Source organism: Proteus mirabilis ATCC 29906, assembly GCF_000160755.1.
Lineage (GTDB): Bacteria > Pseudomonadota > Gammaproteobacteria > Enterobacterales > Enterobacteriaceae > Proteus > Proteus mirabilis.
In genome coordinates, this window is the sequence record NZ_GG668593.1 from 24633 (window position 1) to 42505 (window position 17873).

The following is a 17873-nucleotide window of genomic DNA, read 5'->3' on the forward strand; positions in this document are numbered from 1 at the left end:
CTGTGTTTATTAGTGAATATTGCCTTCATCAATTGAAGCACGTAAAGCGTGAACAAAAGAGTCTGCAATCAGCATTCGTTGAGCAGGGGCAATACTTGTATTGATTAAGTTTGTCACCATGTTCCCCAACACCATCAAAGAAAGATCTGTAGGAGTATGATGTTTTTCAAGAACGCTGACAAGTTCTGCAAGTAATTGCTCAACTTGTTCATCACTATAACGGGATTTTTGTGGCATAAAATCTGAATTCCTACTAAATGGATAAAACGCTATATGTTACCGCAAGGCGTGTTATTTTTCTGCTATTAAATTAATTATTTTGCGGTTATACCCCTTGATAGTAAAAGTAGGGGATGTTTGAATACGCGCACAAAAAGAATCGGGATAAAGGAGGGCGCCCATGAGTCTAGATATTAACCAGTTAGTCTTGCACCAACTTATTAAGCGTGATGAGCAGACATTAGAAGTGGTACTTCGTGATTCACTCTTAGACATTGAGCCGGTTGTTCAAGAGATGGTCGAAGAGTTACATCGTGTTTATAGTGCAAAAAGTAAAGCCTATGGTTTATTTAATGAAGAGAGCGAATTAGCTCAAGCATTACGTTTACAACGTCAAGGTGAAGAAGAATTTTTAGGTTTTTCTCGTGCAGCGACGGTTAGACTTAAAGATGAGTTAGCGAAATACCCTTTTGCTGAAGGGGGAACGGTTCTTTTTTGTCATTATCGTTATCTCGCGGTGGAATATTTATTAATCGCTGTATTGAATAGCTGTAATAGCATGTGGGTCAATGACAGTCTTGATGTATCTTCAACACGCTATTTAGATATTCCTCATGCAGATATTATCGCTCGTATTGATTTAACTGAATGGGAGACTTCACCCGATTCTTTACGTTATTTAACCTTCTTAAAAGGGCGTGTAGGACGCAAAGTTTCAGATTTCTTTATGGACTTTTTAGGGGCGCAAGAAGGTTTAAATACTAAAGTACAAAATAAAGGCTTATTACAAGCGGTTGATGACTTTTGCGAAGCATCAGACATGAATAAACAAGAGCGCCAAACTTGTCGTGAACAAGTCTACAGCTATTGTAATGAGCAATTGCAATCGGGTGAAGAGATTGCATTAACTGAACTTGCACAAGAGTTACCGCCATTAGGTGATCAAAACTTTGCACAGTTTACAGAAGAAAAAGGGTATGAATTAGCGGAAACTTTTCCCGCAGATCGCAGTACATTACGCCAATTAATGAAGTATTCAGGAAGTGGTGGGGGGTTAACGGTTAATTTTGATGCGAAACTGTTGGGAGAAAGAATTTTTTGGGATCCTGCTACCGATACACTGACGATAAAAGGAACTCCACCTAATTTACGCGACCAGTTACAGCGTAGAGTCTCAGAAAAATAGGCAATAGATAGAAACAAATAACGCCACATTAAGTGGCGTTACATGCTCGGCGTCCCGAAAAATAAAGCTCGAAGGTTGGCTTATTAAGCGCGCAGGAAGTCAATATGAGTAATTTTTGGCTTATACTCGTGACGTTGCACTGCTTTAACTTTAACTTTAGTTGCTTTACCATCGATAACGAGGTTAACGAAATCAGCGTAGAACTCAGATTTGTGTTCTTGGTTGATAACTTCGTTGTGATCTAAATCGATAGCGATTGGCTCTTCATTTCCGCCATAAACGATAGCTGGAAAACGGTTAGCCACACGCAGGCGGCGGCTCGCACCCTTACCCTGCTCTTTACGTACTGTTGCATTAATAGTTAACATCTTTTTTCTCTTATGAAAAAGAAAATACATACTTGTTACAGGCGACCCAGCAACAAGCTCGAGATTTGGTTTATCTAAAAACAGATAAAGCGGGGCGCATTTTAACGAAAAAGCACTCTAACAGCAAATATAAATCGACTTTAATATAAGGTATCTGCTTTACGAAAGCGTCCATGATAGTCAAATAACTTATTACGAATTTGCCAAAAGCCATCTTTTTTATTTTTTTGTGCCACAATAAAATCAGGATAACGTAATAAATCAAACTGATTAATAATATCTTGAGCGTTATGCCATACAAAAGGAACGCCAGGGGCGCGCTGGTGTTCGCGTAAAAACTTGAGTTCAAATACTTTACGTTGGGCAGGCGTTTTTAAACGAAATCGTTCTGAAACAGAAGTACCTTCTTCATCATAATAGTTGATTTTAAGCCACTCACCTTTTTCATCTTGACCACTGAGTAATTGCATTCCTCCACAGCGAAGGATAAGGGCGCCTTTTAGCTTTAAAGCAGCTTTGAGCATATCATCAGGATCAACTAGGATTTCATTACAGTGCACACAACGCCGTGCGGCGATATCATTTTCTTCATTACAGTGTGGGCATAATTTAAAACGAAAGCGATAATCACACTGTTTTTTTTGTCCTTGCTCATCAAGCTCCCAACCTTGGCAACGTCGCCCATAGTGCTCAATAATATCGCCATCTGCATCAACTATGCCCCAGAAAGTGTTAGCGAATTGACAGAGAGGACAAAACACTTGTACCGGTTTGCTATTTGGATTGGGTTTTTTACTACCCACTTCAGGAAGATAAAGGTCGTGAGGGTTACCTGCATAATCTAAGATTAAACATTCTGTTTTTCCTGCAAATAACCTTAATCCTCGTCCTACTATTTGTTGATATAAACTGACGGACTCCGTTGGGCGTAAAATAGCAATTAAATCAACATGGGGCGCATCAAAGCCTGTGGTTAATACAGCAACATTAACCATATAACGTAGCTGTTGCTGTTTAAACTGTGAAATTAATGCGTCACGCTCAGAAGAGGGGGTCTCAGCACTGACTAACGCGGCTTGTCCTTGGGGTAATAATGTGAAGATTTCTGTCGCATGTTCGACTGTTGCCGCAAATATCATCACACCACGGCGTTGTTCACCGTATTCAATTATCTGTGACACAATATGGGGTGTAATACGCTGTTGTTTTTTTACTTCGCGATTGAGATCTTCTTGATTAAAAATACCATTTTGGCTAGTTCTAACTTGGCTAAAGTCATATTGCAAAATAGGCATATCTAAACGTGTTGGTGGGACTAAGAAATGGTGACTTATCATGTAGCGTAAAGGTAATTCATAAATACAGTCACGAAAAAAACAATTGTCATCTCCTTTTACCATACCGTGATAGTGATATTGGTAAATCCAACCAGTCGGTAAACGATAAGGAGTAGCCGTTAATCCTAAGATGCGTAGTTGGGGGTTAATGGTTTGAAGTTGTTTGATCACTTGTTGGTATTGGCTATCTTCAGACAGACTAATACGGTGACATTCATCAATAATTAATAGAGAAAAAGCATGCTCAAACTGTGATAAGTTGCGTGCTACCGATTGCACACTGCCGAAAACAACCTTGCCTCGACTCTCTTTTTGCTGTAATCCGGCGGCATAAATATCCGCAGATAGACCATAGGCTTCATATTTGCTATGGTTCTGCTCTACTAATTCCTTTACATGTGCTAGAACCAATACCCGCCCACGTGCTCTTTTAGCAAGTTCGGCAATGACTAAGCTTTTTCCAGCACCGGTAGGTAATACAATAAGTGCTGGTGTTTTATGTTGGCGAAAATAAGTGATTGTCGCGTTAACCGCGTCAAGCTGATAAGGTCTAAGTGTAAAAGCCATAACCATACATCAAAAGCAAAACAGAGCACCAGCGTAGCACTTTTTAGCGATGAGTGCGAACAGAAAGACTGTAATTAAATACAGTGAAAGGCTAAATGATTTAAGGGTAAATTAATTAGTTGTTTTATTGTTAATATTCATTTTTAATAGATGCCTCATATCAGATGGTACTCTTCCATTTTTCAGAGAAATTCATGCGATTAGATAAATTTTTATCCCAGCAATTGGGGATTAGCCGTAATTTAGTAGCTCGTGAACTTAGAGCGGGGCTTGTGACTATAGATGGTGAAATGGTAAAAACAGGTGCGACTAAAATCACACCTGAACAAGAAGTTGCTTATGATGGCAATGTGTTGACACAAATTTTAGGCCCGCGTTATTTTATGTTGAACAAACCTATTGGTTATGTGTGTTCAACGGATGATCCTGTTAACCCCACCATTCTTTATTTTATTGATGAGCCACTAGCACATAAATTACATGCTGCGGGGCGTTTAGATATTGATACTACAGGGTTAGTGCTATTAACCGATAATGGTCAATGGTCTCATCGTATAACGGCACCTAAACATCACTGTGAAAAAACGTATGTCGTAACGTTGGAACAGCCTATTGCTACGGATGTTGCTGAGAAATTTAAAACAGGTGTCCAGTTAAATGGCGAAAAAGAATTGACTAAGCCTGCTACATTGGAAGTAATAACACCGACTGAGGTAAAACTGACCATCAGTGAAGGGAAGTACCATCAAGTTAAACGTATGTTTGCTGCGGTGGGTAATCATGTTGTCGCGTTACATCGAGAGCGTATCGGTGATATCACATTAGATGATGCTTTAGCGCCAGGAGAATACCGACCGCTAACAGAAGAAGAAATCAATAGCATTCATCTACCTAAATAATAATTATATTTTGTCGTTTTTTGGAGTTTAACTGCGTGCAAGAGCAACGTCCGTCGTACTTTAGCCTCATTTTAATATTGGGACTTATTTCCATGCTTATGCCACTGGCTATCGATATGTATCTGCCAAGTTTACCTACTATAGCACGGGATTTTGGCGTGCCTGGTGGCCAAGTTCAGATGACATTAAGTAGCTATATCTTTGGTTTTGCTATTGGACAAATGGTCTATGGGCCGATGGCAGATAGTCTAGGGCGTAAACCGGTTATTCTAGGTGGTGTGATTGTTTTTGCATTAGCATCGAGCGCTTGTGCATTATCTGACTCGATCGATATGCTAATTGGTATGCGTTTTCTACATGGATTTGCTGCCGCCGCTGCAAGTGTTGTCATTAATGCTTTAATGCGGGATATGTTTTCAAGAGATGAGTTCTCAAGAAGCATGTCATTTGTTGCATTAGTCATGACGATTGCTCCATTATTAGCGCCATTACTTGGTGCTTGGGTGATGAACTGGTTCTCATGGCATGCTATTTTTTGGAGTATTGCTATTGCGGCGATCATTGCTGCTGCATTAATTGCGCTCTATATACCGGAAACTTTGCCCAAACAGCACCGCCAACGCTTTAGCCTACGAGTGACATTTAGTCAATTTATTAGCTTATTTAGAGCACGTCGAGTACTTTGCTATATTCTGGCATCGGGATTTTCTTTTGCAGGGATGTTTTCATTTTTAAGTGCAGGGCCTTTTGTTTATATCGAACTACATGGTATTCCATTCGACCAATTTGGCTTGTACTTTGGTTTTAATATTATTTTCTTGATTGTCATGACCAGTATCAATGGGCGCTATGTGCGCCGATTTGGTGCACTGAATATGTTACGTTTTGGGTTAACTGTGCAGTTTTTAATGGGCATATTCTTAATATTGGTGGTCGCCCTTAATTTACATTTTTACTTCCTTGTTGTGGGAGTGGCTATGTATGTTGGTGGGATAGCCATGATAACCTCAAATGCGATGGCCGTTATTCTTGAAGACTATCCACATATGGCGGGTACGGTATCTTCTTTAGCCGGTACTATCCGTTTTGGTGTGGGGGCTTTAGTTGGAACCGCTATTGCAATGTTACCCGCTAAAACTGAGTGGCCGATGGTGAGTTCGATGGCATTTTGTGTTATCTGTGCCATGAGTTTCTTGTTACTTGCTCGTCGTTATAAATAAGAATATCACGCTATAAATACACTGTGTTTATAGCGTTTTCCTTTCTATTTATCTTTAAAATGTCATTATCGCCACGTTTTTCACTAAATTTTTCTCTAAATTCTTTCCCTTCAATGTAACTTATTTGATTTGTATCAACACTTAATGTTGTGTTTTTGTTAAATTAACTAGGGTTTATTTTAATAATCATCTACTATTGTTTTAGTAATATGAAATATCATGATAAAAATTGATAGATTGTTTTACTTAAATGCGTAAAATTTTATGCAATTATTTTATATAGTTGATAAAATGTTAAATAAATGAAAGAATAATTGAAAAGAGTAATCAGGGCTGATAGGAAGGTTGATAAAGGTTAAGCGAAATAAATAGCTTAAAATACCTCTCTTTTTGTAAGATTATTGTAACGTTCATGCTTTATTTTTAACAATATTTTAATATGTGTGTGAGCAAGTCAGTTCAAACTCGTATTGATGATGTATTAAATTAACGTGTTGATGAAACAGGATTGATTTGTGGAAAATGTTCAACTTTCGGTGGTTCATAAGCTGCCGCTGAGTTATCGGTGGCTAGCAGGCTTTACAGGAACAAGGGTAGAAATTCTACCTGAGAATGATGCTAGTAGACAAAATACCTTGATTGGCTTAAAACTGCTAAGTCATGATGGTATGACTTTAGATGAGGCAATACAGAACTTACAAAAGTATCTGAATAATCTCAATATTGAAAATGTGATTATTGAGTGGGATGGCGTACCTTGTTTATTTTTACATAGTGATGATGAGTGCGCAGCACTTTGTTGCTTAAAAAATGCTGGGGTTGCAATTGCTGAGCCATTTCCAACAGACTACTCTTATCTGTAGTTCTTTTTTGTTCTTAATGGGTATTTCTCTACGACATATGCACAATCTATTGCTATGTACTTAGATAAAAATACTCACTAACGATGGCTATATGGCTCTGTTATGCAAGAAAAAACAACATAAAAAAGCCCCATACTCAATAAGTATTGGGGCTTTTTTATTGCGATAAGATATAAGGGAAAATTTTATCTTAATGACGCTTGAGAATAGTTATCAGCAAGACTTGTTGTTGTATTATTATCAATGATCCGACGCGCTGTATAGAAACGGTTTTTCCAATAGACATTGGACATTTCAGAAACGATAACACCACTACTGGTTGACGCGTGAACAAACTTATCATTACCGATATAAATACCAATATGGCGCATAGTGCGACCAGTCTTAAACAGTACTAAGTCACCCGCTTTTAAGGTTGAACGATTAACTTTGGTACCAGCAAATTGCTGATCGGAGGTTGAACGAGGTAATTCGACACCAAATTGATCACGAAAAGTTCTTTGGACAAAAGCGGAACAATCAATACCACTTTTTGTATTGCCACCTAAGCGGTATGCAACACCTTTCCAGTCTGCATATTGGTCAAGTATCTTAGATTTTATATCGAGATTCTTCACCAATGATTCAAATTCATCTTGAGATGCTTGGGAAATAGATGTGCTTGAAGATTTATTAAGTGGGGCAGTTGTTGAATTAGCTAAGCGTGAAGACGCGTTTTGTGAACTACAGGCTGATAACGTAGCTACGACAATAAACGCCGGTATGAGCTTAAGCATTCTCATAAACGGTTTATTTCTCATTGTGACAGATTTCCCTTACATCCTTATGTGCCAGATGAGCACATGAATATTCACCAAATAACCAGAGAATATAGTGTAATTTAACTCTGGCAACCCTATTTCGCGAAAAACGTGCTCTAAAGCACGTAAATATCCACATTAAACAATAAATAATGTGGAAACGTAAAAAGTTTACATAAAGAAAAGTCAAATGGCGAGAGGAAAGAGGCTTAATTTACAAAACATTAGATAATAAAGAACACATACTAAAAATGATTATCTTTTTGTTATAAAACTATCCTTTTACAGATAAAAAATAAGCGCTCAGTAGGGCGCTTATTTTTACTTTTACTTATTTTTTATACTTAATTAGCTAAATGCTTTTTTGCCTTTAAAAGGGAGATGTTCATCTAGCCAATGAATGATGATATCGGATGCAGGGGTTATTAATAACCAGCTTGTTGTGACTAAAGTGAGCGAGATAGAGCCAACTAAGATATCAGAAGCCCAATGTGCGCCAGCCATAACACGAGGTAATGAAAAAATTACCGTAATCAAAAGGGCACATAAAAAAGAGCGAAATGAAAGATAACGTAATATAAAGCTACAAAAGATCAGTAGCATCAAACCATGATCGCCAGGAAAGCTATCACCTGATGCATCTTTAGTCGGTATTCCTGTCACTACACCTACGCGGTGCACATCGTGAAAATGAAGTGTTGGGCTAGGTCTTTCGATAGGAATATTTTGTCCAATCTGATTAATTACGATTGCACTTAGCACCATGACTATTCCCACAATAATGAGATGGCGTTTGCCCTGATAATCTTTCTGACGAAAGGTATGGTAATACAACCCTCCCATCGCCAGCAGAATAATCACATCGAATGCTCGATTATTGACATAAGCCACAAACATAGCAAAAGAAGAGTCTGGCAATAGTTGCCGATTAAAAAAATAAAAGATATGTGTATCTATTGAAAGCCAAAAGCCATGTTGTGCGGGAAGATACCAAGATAAAAAAAGAGTCAATCCAACCAAATTTAACAGCAAGATAAGAGACAATTTTTGTTTAGCAGTAGAAAGTTTCATAAGGATAATTAAAAAATTCGTTGATTAATTGTGATCTAAATCACAAATATTCCAAGTTTATGGCAGGGACTATAGCCAAAATAAAAAAAAATATCTTTGCAATTAATTGCTAAGGCAAATGTTATCTTTTTGTTTCAGGCTTGTTAGCTTCTCTTATCTTGATATAAGTCAAATATAGAATATTTTTTATTGATAGTCTTAATTTGAGTATTTTATAATTTCTTTCTAAACTTTAATCAAAGATAAAAGTTAAATAAATAAAGTTACTAGCCGATATTAGTTATTAGTTTAATAGCATATTGGCTCGTGGACATTCTGTACTTAAATAAATGAGAGGAGGTTTATTTTGAAAAAGATACCGATAGTTTTAGCATGTCTAGGTCTATTATTAACGGCACCTAGTTTAGCACGTGAAAGTAAAGTGTTAGGTTCAACAACAATTACTTTTGTTGGTGCTATTGTCGAAGGCGGATGTTTTGCATCATCAGAAGAAAATACTGTTAAAACAAGTTGTTGGAATGGTAAGGAGATGAAAGACTTCCAATATAAACTAGATGCTAATCAGCAGTTTAACTCGCAATTAATTAATAATAAAGGTTTTATGGATATCGAATGGATTAACGATCATCTAGCAGTAATGAATATTGTTTATAATTAGTTAATTAATACTAATAATAAAATAAATTGTGTTAATTAAATAGAAAGTTGATGTTTAAATAATTAGGTTATTAAAGTTATGAATATTTGACTTAAGCTTAAATCAACGTTGATTTTTTATTTATAAATAAAAACCACTCATATTTGATAGACATCAAACATTCTTATTGTGTCTATATGAATGTCATATTTTATTGCTATGATAAAAGTATGTCGAGTAGGCGTGATCCTCATACCTACTGCGCAAACAAGAAGTGAGGTCGTTATGAAAAAATATCTGACCATTTTATGCAGTCTTCTCGTTTCCAGTTCGATATCATTTGCTTGGGCGTCAACAGCACAGCAAACCACAGGACAGATTTATGTACGAGGAGCAATTGTTGATCCAGCTTGTGAAATTAATTTCACACTCGATCAAGCTGAGTACCAATGTTACAAAAATAACAAAGTCTTTACATCAACCCAGTCTATTTTCCCTACCTCTTTTGAACAATCATCATCAATTATACTGCCTCAAAATATGGGGAAAGCTGAAATCCGTTGGATGGATGGCGCTGAAAAAAATGGATTGATTAATGTGCAATATTTTTAATTGTGTATTGACAGGGAATGATTAGGTAAACAAGTCAAATAATCGTTGTCACAGTGGGTTTCTTACGATTATCTGACCTATTTAGCATCACATCAGTAAAATATTACTTTGTGAGGGAGGTTTTTGGCGGTTAATTAATCAGCACGCCCCATATAGCGACGTTCAGCAATATGAATACGGATTTTATCCCCTGTAGAAAGATATTCAGGGACTTGAATGACTAATCCAGTAGGTAGAGTCGCAGGCTTAGTACGAGCGCTCGCTGACGCGCCTTTAATGCCCGGTACTGTTTCGATAATTTTCATATCAACAGTTTGCGGTAACTCTAAAGCTAAAACTTGTCCATCCATAGTTAAGACCTGCATTCCAGCTAAGCCTTCTTCTGGAATAAACAGCAGCTCTTCTTCAATCTGATCTTTTTTGAAGGTGTAAGGTGTATAATCTTCATTGTCCATAAAGACATATTCATCACCATCGATATACGAGAAACTGACTGCACGGCGTGTTAAGTTGATAGTATCGAGGATATCATCCCCTTTAAAACGTTCTTCTACTTTTTGGCCTGTACGAATATCAGTAAAGCGCATTTTATACAAAGTACTTGCACCGCGAGCACTTGGCGCTTGGATGTCGATATCTTTTACCAATAATAATTTATTGTTATAACTGATAGCCATACCGCGCTTAATTTCATTAGCTTTTGCCATAGGTAACCTTCTATAAATAGCATTGACGATAATGGCGACAAAATTACTCGTAGTACTGAAACTTGGCAAGTATTTCGCAATATTTTTTTGGCAGAAGAAGGTTCAAGCCAGCATATTGCTGGCTTGACGGAAGATCAGCGGTAAATAGGTAGGAGATTAAAGTTTGCTAATATGTGTGCAATCGCATTAATTGCACCAAATAAGATCACAAAGATAATCATAAAGGTGCCACCAGGTGCTTTAAAGCTTTGTTGCTGATGACGTTGACGACTGGCTTTTGCCATTAATGCTGGAATTATCGCCGCCCAAATTGTGGCTGCAAGTCCTGCAAAGCCAATAGCATACAAGAAGCCATCAGGAAAAATAATCGCTAAAATGGTGGGTGGTACAAAAGTTACGATGGCCGATTTTAAACGTCCTGTCCCAGTATTTGAGAATTTAAAGAAATCAGCTAAATAATCAAATAACCCTAAAGACACGCCTAAAAATGAACTCGCTAATGCCATATATGAGAACAAGTCTAATAAGAATGAAACGGAAGTATTTGCTGTATTGATACGCATTTGTGCCAGTAAGTTACCAATATTTCCGCCTTCAGCAATGACTTGTTTAAAGCCTTCACGAGGAATATTACCTTGTACAACAAACTGCCATAAAATGTAGATAGCCAGCGAAATCAAGGTACCAATTAATAGACTTTTCATCACGGCTTTACCGTCTTTACGGTAGTAGGTGACTAATCCAGGAATATTGCCGTGATAACCAAAGGAGGTTAATAAATAAGGTAATGCGGCTAGTGCATAAGGTAAATAACTGGCATGGCTTTCTGTTGTATTAAATAATACTGGCATTTTCACTTCGGTAAATAATCCACCGATAGCAAATACAAAAGCCACAATCATACCGCCAATTAATATGGTACTTAAGCGATCAACGGCTCGGGTTGATAACCAAACGAAGAAAGCAACAACAAGGGCAAATACTAAGCCTGCAACGGCTTGTGGCAAGCTAACCACATTAGCAAAATTTTGCACAATGATGGAGCTACCTGCAGAAATATAGGCATAAGTTAAAATATAGAGAACAAAAGCAATAGAAAGACCATTAATGGTACTCCATCCCTTACCTAATAAATCTTTGGTAATAGTATGAAAGCTTGATCCTAGGGGGTAGTGAAGATTAACTTCTAAGATCATTAAGCCAGACATAAATAGGCAAAACCAAGTATAAATGAGTAAAAAGATAGAGCCGGTAAACCACACACCGGAAGTCACAATAGGGATGGAGAACATACCGGCGCCTACCGCCGTACCGGCAATAATCATCGCACCACCGAGTATAGATGGGCGTTTAGCAATGGATGTGACTTCTGACATAACATGTCCTTATAAAAAATGACTCAATGTACTAGCTTGATAGTGTAGAGAATACACGCTTGATCTGAGGGTGTAAATAGAGCACTTCCTTGTTTATTAAATAAAAAATGAATAAAAATAGTACAATAAGTTTTTATCTTTATATAAATCAATGGGTTAAATCATTTGTGCTCAAAAATAAGCCAAATATAATAAAGGACATTAAACAGAAAAAAGATCACGTTGAATAATAACTAAGTAGGGGAAAAACATTATTCTGAATAAAGAATATTCAGAATAATGATGAAGAGTGTTAATTAAGGTTGATAGAAACGTTTACTTTTCCATAAAGCAATAGAATTACGGCTCGCTTCAAAATGGGGTTCAGGTAAATCATCAGGTGAGCACCAGCGTAGTTCAGAACATTTATCTGGCTCCATTAACTTAGGCTCGCCACCTTGATATTGCGCTATCATACAGATAGATACGGTATGTTTACCTTCTAATTGATAAGTTTGTAGATTGTTGCTGATCCCAATCACTTCAGGAGTAGGGATGGTAATGCCAATCTCTTCTTCAATTTCACGAATAGCACATTGCTCAAAGGTTTCCCCCGGATCAACATGGCCACCAAAAATTGACCAATAAGGAGCGTGTTTACCACAGCGTTTACCTAATAATACTTCACCTTTTTCATTGACGATGATCACTCCAACACCAACGACTACAGACATGAGAGACTCCAAAATAGCATACGGATAAAAAAATAGAGGCTTGCGATTTTAGTACATCAAATCGCAAGTAAAAAAGAAATAAGGTTATTGAGTTTGTTGTGATTTTAACCAAGCTATTTCTTCTGGCCAAATATCAGGATTAATTGTTTCTAAGATAAGTGGGATCCCATCAAAACGGATATCTTGCATAATATAAGTAAAGGGTACTTTGCCAATATTGCCTTGCCCTAAACTATGATGGCGATCGACACGACTAGCCAATTCGCTTTTAGCATCATTTAAGTGCATGGCTTTTAAATATTGAAAGCCGACAATATTATCAAATTCAGCAAAGGTCTTTTCGCAGTCTTCAACAGTACGTAGATCATAACCTGCAGCAAAAGTGTGACAAGTATCAATACAAACGCCCACTCGAGATTTATCTTCTACACCATCGATAATGGCGGCGAGATGTTCAAAACGATAGCCTAAGTTAGTGCCTTGTCCAGCGGTATTTTCAATCACTGCGGTCACATTTTGGGTTTTATCTAAGGTGATATTAATTGATTCAGCGATGCGTTGCAGACATTTATCAACATCGATTTTTTTTAAATGGCTACCTGGGTGAAAATTAAGTAATTCAATGCCTAATTGCTCACAGCGTTGCATCTCATCGAGAAAAGCGGCTCTTGATTTTTCAAGGGCTTCTTCTTCTGGATGCCCTAAATTAATCAGATAGCTGTCGTGTGGTAAAATTTGTGCTGGACCATAGCCATAGATTTCACAATTTTTTTTAAATTTATCAATCGATTCAGTTGATAACGGGGCTGCTTTCCATTGGCGCTGATTTTTAGTAAAAAGAGCAAATGCCGTTGCTTTGATCTCATGAGCTCGTAATACAGCCTGATCAACACCACCTGCAGCACTGACATGTGCGCCAACAAATTTCATCATAGTTCTCCTCTAATCTTATTTCACACTACGATAACAAATCGTGGGCTTATTGACATCCGAATATGAGGAAATATAAAAAAGCGCAACTTAAACTAGAATAAGTTGCGCAATACGGAGGTACATACTCAAGGATAGATTAAACAATCACATCAACACAGATTGGATAAAGATATTAATAGCAGCACCACCTAACGTTAGCCAGAAAAAGAGAAATAAAGCTAGCAGTAGTGGTTTTACACCCGCTTGACGTATCGCACTAATATGCGTTGTTAAACCTAGTGCTACCATCGCCATTGCCAATAAAATAGTATCAATAGTAACGATATAGCTCACAATAGCGGCAGGAATTAAATTAAATGAATTAAAACCAGCCATTAAGATAAAGAACACAGCAAACCAAGGAATAGTTATCGGACTTTTTTCTGTTGTCGCACCTACTGTTTTACGGCCCTTTTTACTAATATAAGTAGAAAGGATAATTAAGAAAGGTGCCAGCATCATCACGCGGATCATTTTACTAATTACGGCTGCATTTTCTGCATCTGGACTAATTGAATGACCCACCGCAACAACTTGAGCGACTTCATGTATGGTTGAACCAGCGAAGATACCAAAAGTTTCTTCACTAAAAGGTAACCAACCCGCAAAAGCGTTAAGATGGAAAAACCATGGGTAGAGGAAAATACCGATAGTTCCAAAAATTACGACAGTGGATACAGCCACCGCAACTTGGCTCGCCTGAGCTTTGACAACAGGCTCTGTTGCCATGACCGCAGCCGCACCACAAATACTACTACCCGCACCAATTAACATGACGGTTTGATCATCAAGACCAAAATATTTTTTCCCCACCCACATTGCAATGAGAAACGTTGAGGTCAACATAATAGCGTCAATAATTAATCCTGTTGCACCTACATCTGCAATTTGCTGAAAAGTGAGTCTAAAACCGTATAGGATGATCCCCGCACGTAGTAAATAGTGTTTGGCAAACTTAACGCCTTCATCACTATAAGGTTTAGCGATGGGATAAACCGTATTACCCGCAATAATGCCAAATAAGATAGCCAGTGTAAGAGCACCTAACCCCATACTGGAAAACCATGGAATATCACCTACGTAAATAGCGAGGGCGGTTAATATACCTGTTAGCAGCAAGCCGGGGAGCCAGCGATAAACAGGAATAAAACATTTTTTAGCCAATGTGGTTGTTTGACTTTGCTCTGACATAGAAAAACCTTGCTTATGTAAATTTTGCATAAGCATATAACAGATACTATTATTTATTAAATTCATTATTTTTATAATAATAACCACTAAAACTAATATGGATATATTTTCACAATTGTTCTTGGTATGTTATTGGTTTGTGGATAGTATGTTATTACTATGACAGCTAAAAGGTGGGATGGACATGCGTATTACATTGCGACAACTGGAAGTATTTACTGAAGTACTTAAAAGTGGTTCTACAACACAGGCTTCACAACAGTTGGCATTATCTCAATCCGCTGTGAGTGCTTCTTTAACTGATCTAGAAAATCAGTTAGGAGTACAACTTTTCGATAGAGTGGGGAAGCGCTTAGTGACTAATGAACATGGGCGATTATTATATCCAAGGGCACTCTCTTTACTTGAGCGTGCTACTGAAGTAGAGCAGTTATTTCAAGCCGGAAATGGTGCTTTACGTATTGCTGCAAGTACCACTATTGGTAATTATATTTTGCCACAAATGTTGGGTAATTTTCATCGTAACTACCCCGATATTCCACTTGAAATGAGTATTGGCAATACGGAAGAAGTCGTCAAATCAGTCAGTGAGTTCCGTGTTGATTTAGGCCTTATTGAAGGGGCTTGCCAAAGCTCTGAATTGATCAGCCAAAAATGGCTACTGGATGAAATGGTCATATTTTGTTCCCCTGAACATCCTTTAGCTAAGGCGAAAACAGTGACATTAGCCGATCTTCAATCCGCGCCGTGGATCCTACGTGAAAACGGTTCTGGGACGCGAGATGTACTCAATCATCTGCTGTTTGCTTCATTACCCGGATATCGAATCGAAATGGAATTAGGTAATTCAGAAGCGATAAAACATGCTGTAATGTATGAAATGGGGATTAGTTGTTTATCTCGCCGAGTGATCCAAGATCAAATAGAGAGTGGCTCTTTAAAAGAGATAAAGGTCGAAGGTCTAAAATTACAACGTACTTTATATTTGGTCTATCATCGCCAAAAACATGTCTCTGATGCCCTCAAAAAATTACTTTCATATTGTAATGCTGAACATTTAATCGACAACGCTTGATAAGTTACTAATAATTGAAGCCCGATTATGAAGGTATCTTATAATCCTAGATCCTTGCTATTCACCACAGCCAGATTTGTTACAATTGATGCTAGGAATATGAATATAACCGTGGAATGATAATGTCAGAACAACAAACAGATACCGCAAAATCGGGTGCGGTACGCACTTTGCGTCGAGAATTAAAGGCGCGACATTTAGCGATGATCGCTATTGGTGGTTCAATTGGTACAGGGCTTTTTGTCGCATCAGGTGCAACTGTTGCTCAAGCAGGGCCAGGGGGCGCATTACTCTCTTACGCATTAATAGGACTTATGGTCTATTTCCTTATGACCAGCCTTGGAGAGTTAGCGGCATTTATGCCTGTTTCCGGATCTTTTTCAACCTATGGCTCTAAATATGTTGATGAAGGATTTGGTTTCGCACTAGGCTGGAACTACTGGTACAACTGGGCTGTGACGATTGCAGTTGACTTAGTCGCCGCGCAGCTCGTGATGCTGTATTGGTTCCCTGATGTGGATGGTTGGATTTGGAGTGCGTTATTTTTAGCCGTTATTTTCTTGCTTAACTATATTTCTGTAAAGGGATTTGGTGAAGCTGAATATTGGTTTTCATTAATTAAAGTATCGACCGTGATTATTTTTATTACGGTGGGTATTGCGATGATCACCGGTATTATGAAAGGCGCTGAAAATGCAGGTTGGCACAACTGGGAAATCGGCGATGCGCCTTTTGCTGGTGGTTTTGCCGCCATGATAGGGGTAGCGATGATTGTTGGGTTCTCTTTCCAAGGAACTGAACTTATCGGTATCGCAGCGGGGGAGTCGAAAGATCCTGCGAAAAATATTCCTAAAGCAGTACGTAAAGTTTTTTGGCGTATTTTACTGTTTTATATCCTAGCTATCTTAATTATCAGTTTAATCATTCCTTATACCGATCCTAACTTGCTACGTAATGATGTGGGTGACATCAGTGTGAGTCCGTTTACACTGGTATTTAAAAATGCAGGGTTACTTTCAGCTGCCGCTATCATGAACGCAGTTATTTTAACGGCGGTGCTTTCGGCAGGGAACTCCGGTATGTATGCATCTACGCGTATGTTATTTACCTTAGCAAGAGAAGGTAAAGCGCCGAAATTTTTTGGTAAATTATCCAAAAACGGTGTTCCACGTAATGCACTTTATGCAACAACAGTGGTTGCGGGTTTATGCTTTTTAAGCTCAATGTATGGTAACCAAACGGTTTATTTATGGTTATTAAATACATCAGGTATGACAGGATTTATTGCTTGGTTAGGTATTGCAATCAGTCATTACCGTTTTCGTCGGGGTTATGTAGCACAAGGTCGAGATCTGAATGAATTGCCATATCGTTCAGGCTTCTTCCCTGTAGGACCTATTTTTGCCTTTATTCTCTGTTTAATTATTACATTAGGTCAAAACTATCAGGCATTTTTAGAAGATACTATTGACTGGTATGGTGTTGTGGCAACCTATATTGGGATCCCATTATTCCTGCTGATTTGGTTTACCTATAAAATAGTGAAGAAAACACGTTTTATTCGCTACAGTGAAATGCAGTTTCCTGAGCATATTGAAAACAAAAAATAGTTAGTTTTATCACTAAATAGAGAGCCGGCTAATTTGTGAACTTTATCACAATTTAGCCGGCTCTTTTTCTATTCTATGACTAATAATTACACAAATAAGAGAAAATTCTAATTTATATTCGCAATCGCATTGATAAGTATTCTTATTTGCTTTATTGTTAGCAAACAGTTTATTGCATAATAATGTGACGACAGTGTTATTGGTTATAGAAAATAGATCTGATGTATGTAAAGCGTCATCATCCACTCTCTAGAGCGATTTTTAGCTCATCTAATAACGCATCGTTGTATAAGAAGTCATATATTGAATATCGCGTATTATATCAATTAAGCGAATTTTCTTCTTATTTGTCACATTATTCTCAATTAATCAATTTTAATGCAAAAAAGTGATGAATAAATTATCAGGTTAAACTTTGGCATATTTATCTGTTAATGAAACAGCTGGATA

The 17873-nt window shown here is 37.7% G+C and carries 18 protein-coding genes; 8 read left to right on the top strand and 10 right to left on the bottom strand.

Annotated features, from left to right (window positions below; translation table 11 throughout):
* Positions 1–9: 9 nt before the first annotated feature.
* Positions 10–237, bottom strand: a complete 228-nt coding sequence (locus HMPREF0693_RS17740) for a YejL family protein (protein WP_004247042.1) — start codon at positions 235–237, stop codon at positions 10–12.
* 163 nt (positions 238–400) lie between these two features.
* Here HMPREF0693_RS17740 and yejK point away from each other — a divergent pair, with 163 nt between their 5' ends.
* Positions 401–1405 (top strand): nucleoid-associated protein YejK, encoded by a 1005-nt coding sequence (gene yejK, locus HMPREF0693_RS17745; protein ID WP_004247043.1) that lies wholly within the window; start codon positions 401–403, stop codon positions 1403–1405.
* A gap of 83 nt (positions 1406–1488) precedes the next feature.
* Here the strand turns inward: yejK and rplY are convergent, their stop codons facing one another.
* Positions 1489–1773: a 50S ribosomal protein L25 gene (rplY, locus tag HMPREF0693_RS17750; RefSeq protein ID WP_004247799.1), complete on the bottom strand. Its 285-nt coding sequence runs from the start codon at positions 1771–1773 to the stop codon at positions 1489–1491.
* A 140-nt stretch (positions 1774–1913) separates the two neighbouring features.
* Positions 1914–3677 carry a DNA repair helicase RadD gene (gene radD / locus HMPREF0693_RS17755; RefSeq protein ID WP_004251887.1) on the bottom strand — a complete coding sequence of 588 codons (1764 nt, stop codon included), beginning with the start codon at positions 3675–3677 and terminating at the stop codon, positions 1914–1916.
* 194 nt (positions 3678–3871) lie between these two features.
* Here radD and rsuA point away from each other — a divergent pair, with 194 nt between their 5' ends.
* The 3 genes from rsuA to HMPREF0693_RS17770 all read left to right on the top strand — a co-directional run bounded on the left by rsuA (position 3872) and on the right by HMPREF0693_RS17770 (position 6659).
* Positions 3872–4576 carry a 16S rRNA pseudouridine(516) synthase RsuA gene (gene rsuA / locus HMPREF0693_RS17760; RefSeq protein WP_004247801.1) on the top strand — a complete coding sequence of 235 codons (705 nt, stop codon included), beginning with the start codon at positions 3872–3874 and terminating at the stop codon, positions 4574–4576.
* A 35-nt stretch (positions 4577–4611) separates the two neighbouring features.
* The gene (locus HMPREF0693_RS17765; RefSeq protein WP_004247802.1) at positions 4612–5796 is read left to right on the top strand and encodes a Bcr/CflA family multidrug efflux MFS transporter; all 1185 of its coding nucleotides are present in this window, start codon (positions 4612–4614) and stop codon (positions 5794–5796) included.
* A gap of 515 nt (positions 5797–6311) precedes the next feature.
* The gene (locus tag HMPREF0693_RS17770) at positions 6312–6659 is read left to right on the top strand and encodes a YejG family protein (protein WP_004247049.1); all 348 of its coding nucleotides are present in this window, start codon (positions 6312–6314) and stop codon (positions 6657–6659) included.
* A gap of 185 nt (positions 6660–6844) precedes the next feature.
* Here the strand turns inward: HMPREF0693_RS17770 and mepS are convergent, their stop codons facing one another.
* Positions 6845–7459: a bifunctional murein DD-endopeptidase/murein LD-carboxypeptidase gene (gene mepS / locus HMPREF0693_RS17775; RefSeq protein ID WP_004247050.1), complete on the bottom strand. Its 615-nt coding sequence runs from the start codon at positions 7457–7459 to the stop codon at positions 6845–6847.
* A gap of 348 nt (positions 7460–7807) precedes the next feature.
* On the bottom strand, positions 7808–8530 hold the full coding sequence (locus HMPREF0693_RS17780) for a phosphatase PAP2 family protein (protein WP_004247051.1): 723 nt from the start codon (positions 8528–8530) through the stop codon (positions 7808–7810).
* Positions 8531–8876: 346 nt separating this feature from the next.
* Here HMPREF0693_RS17780 and HMPREF0693_RS17785 point away from each other — a divergent pair, with 346 nt between their 5' ends.
* Both HMPREF0693_RS17785 and HMPREF0693_RS17790 read left to right on the top strand, forming a co-directional pair.
* On the top strand, positions 8877–9188 hold the full coding sequence (locus HMPREF0693_RS17785) for a hypothetical protein (protein WP_004247052.1): 312 nt from the start codon (positions 8877–8879) through the stop codon (positions 9186–9188).
* A gap of 264 nt (positions 9189–9452) precedes the next feature.
* The gene (locus HMPREF0693_RS17790; RefSeq protein ID WP_004247806.1) at positions 9453–9779 is read left to right on the top strand and encodes a hypothetical protein; all 327 of its coding nucleotides are present in this window, start codon (positions 9453–9455) and stop codon (positions 9777–9779) included.
* A 134-nt stretch (positions 9780–9913) separates the two neighbouring features.
* Here HMPREF0693_RS17790 and yeiP read toward each other — a convergent pair whose 3' ends face one another.
* The 5 genes from yeiP to HMPREF0693_RS17815 all read right to left on the bottom strand — a co-directional run bounded on the left by yeiP (position 9914) and on the right by HMPREF0693_RS17815 (position 14738).
* The gene (gene yeiP / locus HMPREF0693_RS17795; RefSeq protein WP_004247054.1) at positions 9914–10486 is read right to left on the bottom strand and encodes an elongation factor P-like protein YeiP; all 573 of its coding nucleotides are present in this window, start codon (positions 10484–10486) and stop codon (positions 9914–9916) included.
* Positions 10487–10620: 134 nt separating this feature from the next.
* Entirely contained in the window at positions 10621–11862 is a 1242-nt protein-coding gene (gene mtr, locus HMPREF0693_RS17800; protein WP_004247056.1) for a tryptophan permease, read from the bottom strand.
* A gap of 296 nt (positions 11863–12158) precedes the next feature.
* Complete coding sequence (locus tag HMPREF0693_RS17805) at positions 12159–12575, bottom strand: nucleotide triphosphate diphosphatase NUDT15 (protein WP_004247058.1); 417 nt, start codon at positions 12573–12575, stop codon at positions 12159–12161.
* An 84-nt stretch (positions 12576–12659) separates the two neighbouring features.
* Entirely contained in the window at positions 12660–13505 is an 846-nt protein-coding gene (gene nfo, locus HMPREF0693_RS17810) for a deoxyribonuclease IV (RefSeq protein ID WP_012367755.1), read from the bottom strand.
* A 147-nt stretch (positions 13506–13652) separates the two neighbouring features.
* Positions 13653–14738, bottom strand: a complete 1086-nt coding sequence (locus HMPREF0693_RS17815) for a YeiH family protein (RefSeq protein WP_004247810.1) — start codon at positions 14736–14738, stop codon at positions 13653–13655.
* 184 nt (positions 14739–14922) lie between these two features.
* Here HMPREF0693_RS17815 and yieE point away from each other — a divergent pair, with 184 nt between their 5' ends.
* Together yieE and HMPREF0693_RS17825 are read left to right on the top strand one after the other, a co-directional pair.
* Entirely contained in the window at positions 14923–15813 is an 891-nt protein-coding gene (gene yieE, locus HMPREF0693_RS17820; protein ID WP_004247811.1) for a DNA-binding transcriptional regulator YeiE, read from the top strand.
* 122 nt (positions 15814–15935) lie between these two features.
* A complete protein-coding gene (locus tag HMPREF0693_RS17825; RefSeq protein ID WP_036932513.1) occupies positions 15936–17423 on the top strand; it encodes an amino acid permease in 1488 nt (495 codons plus the stop codon).
* The last annotated feature ends 450 nt before the right edge of the window (positions 17424–17873 follow it).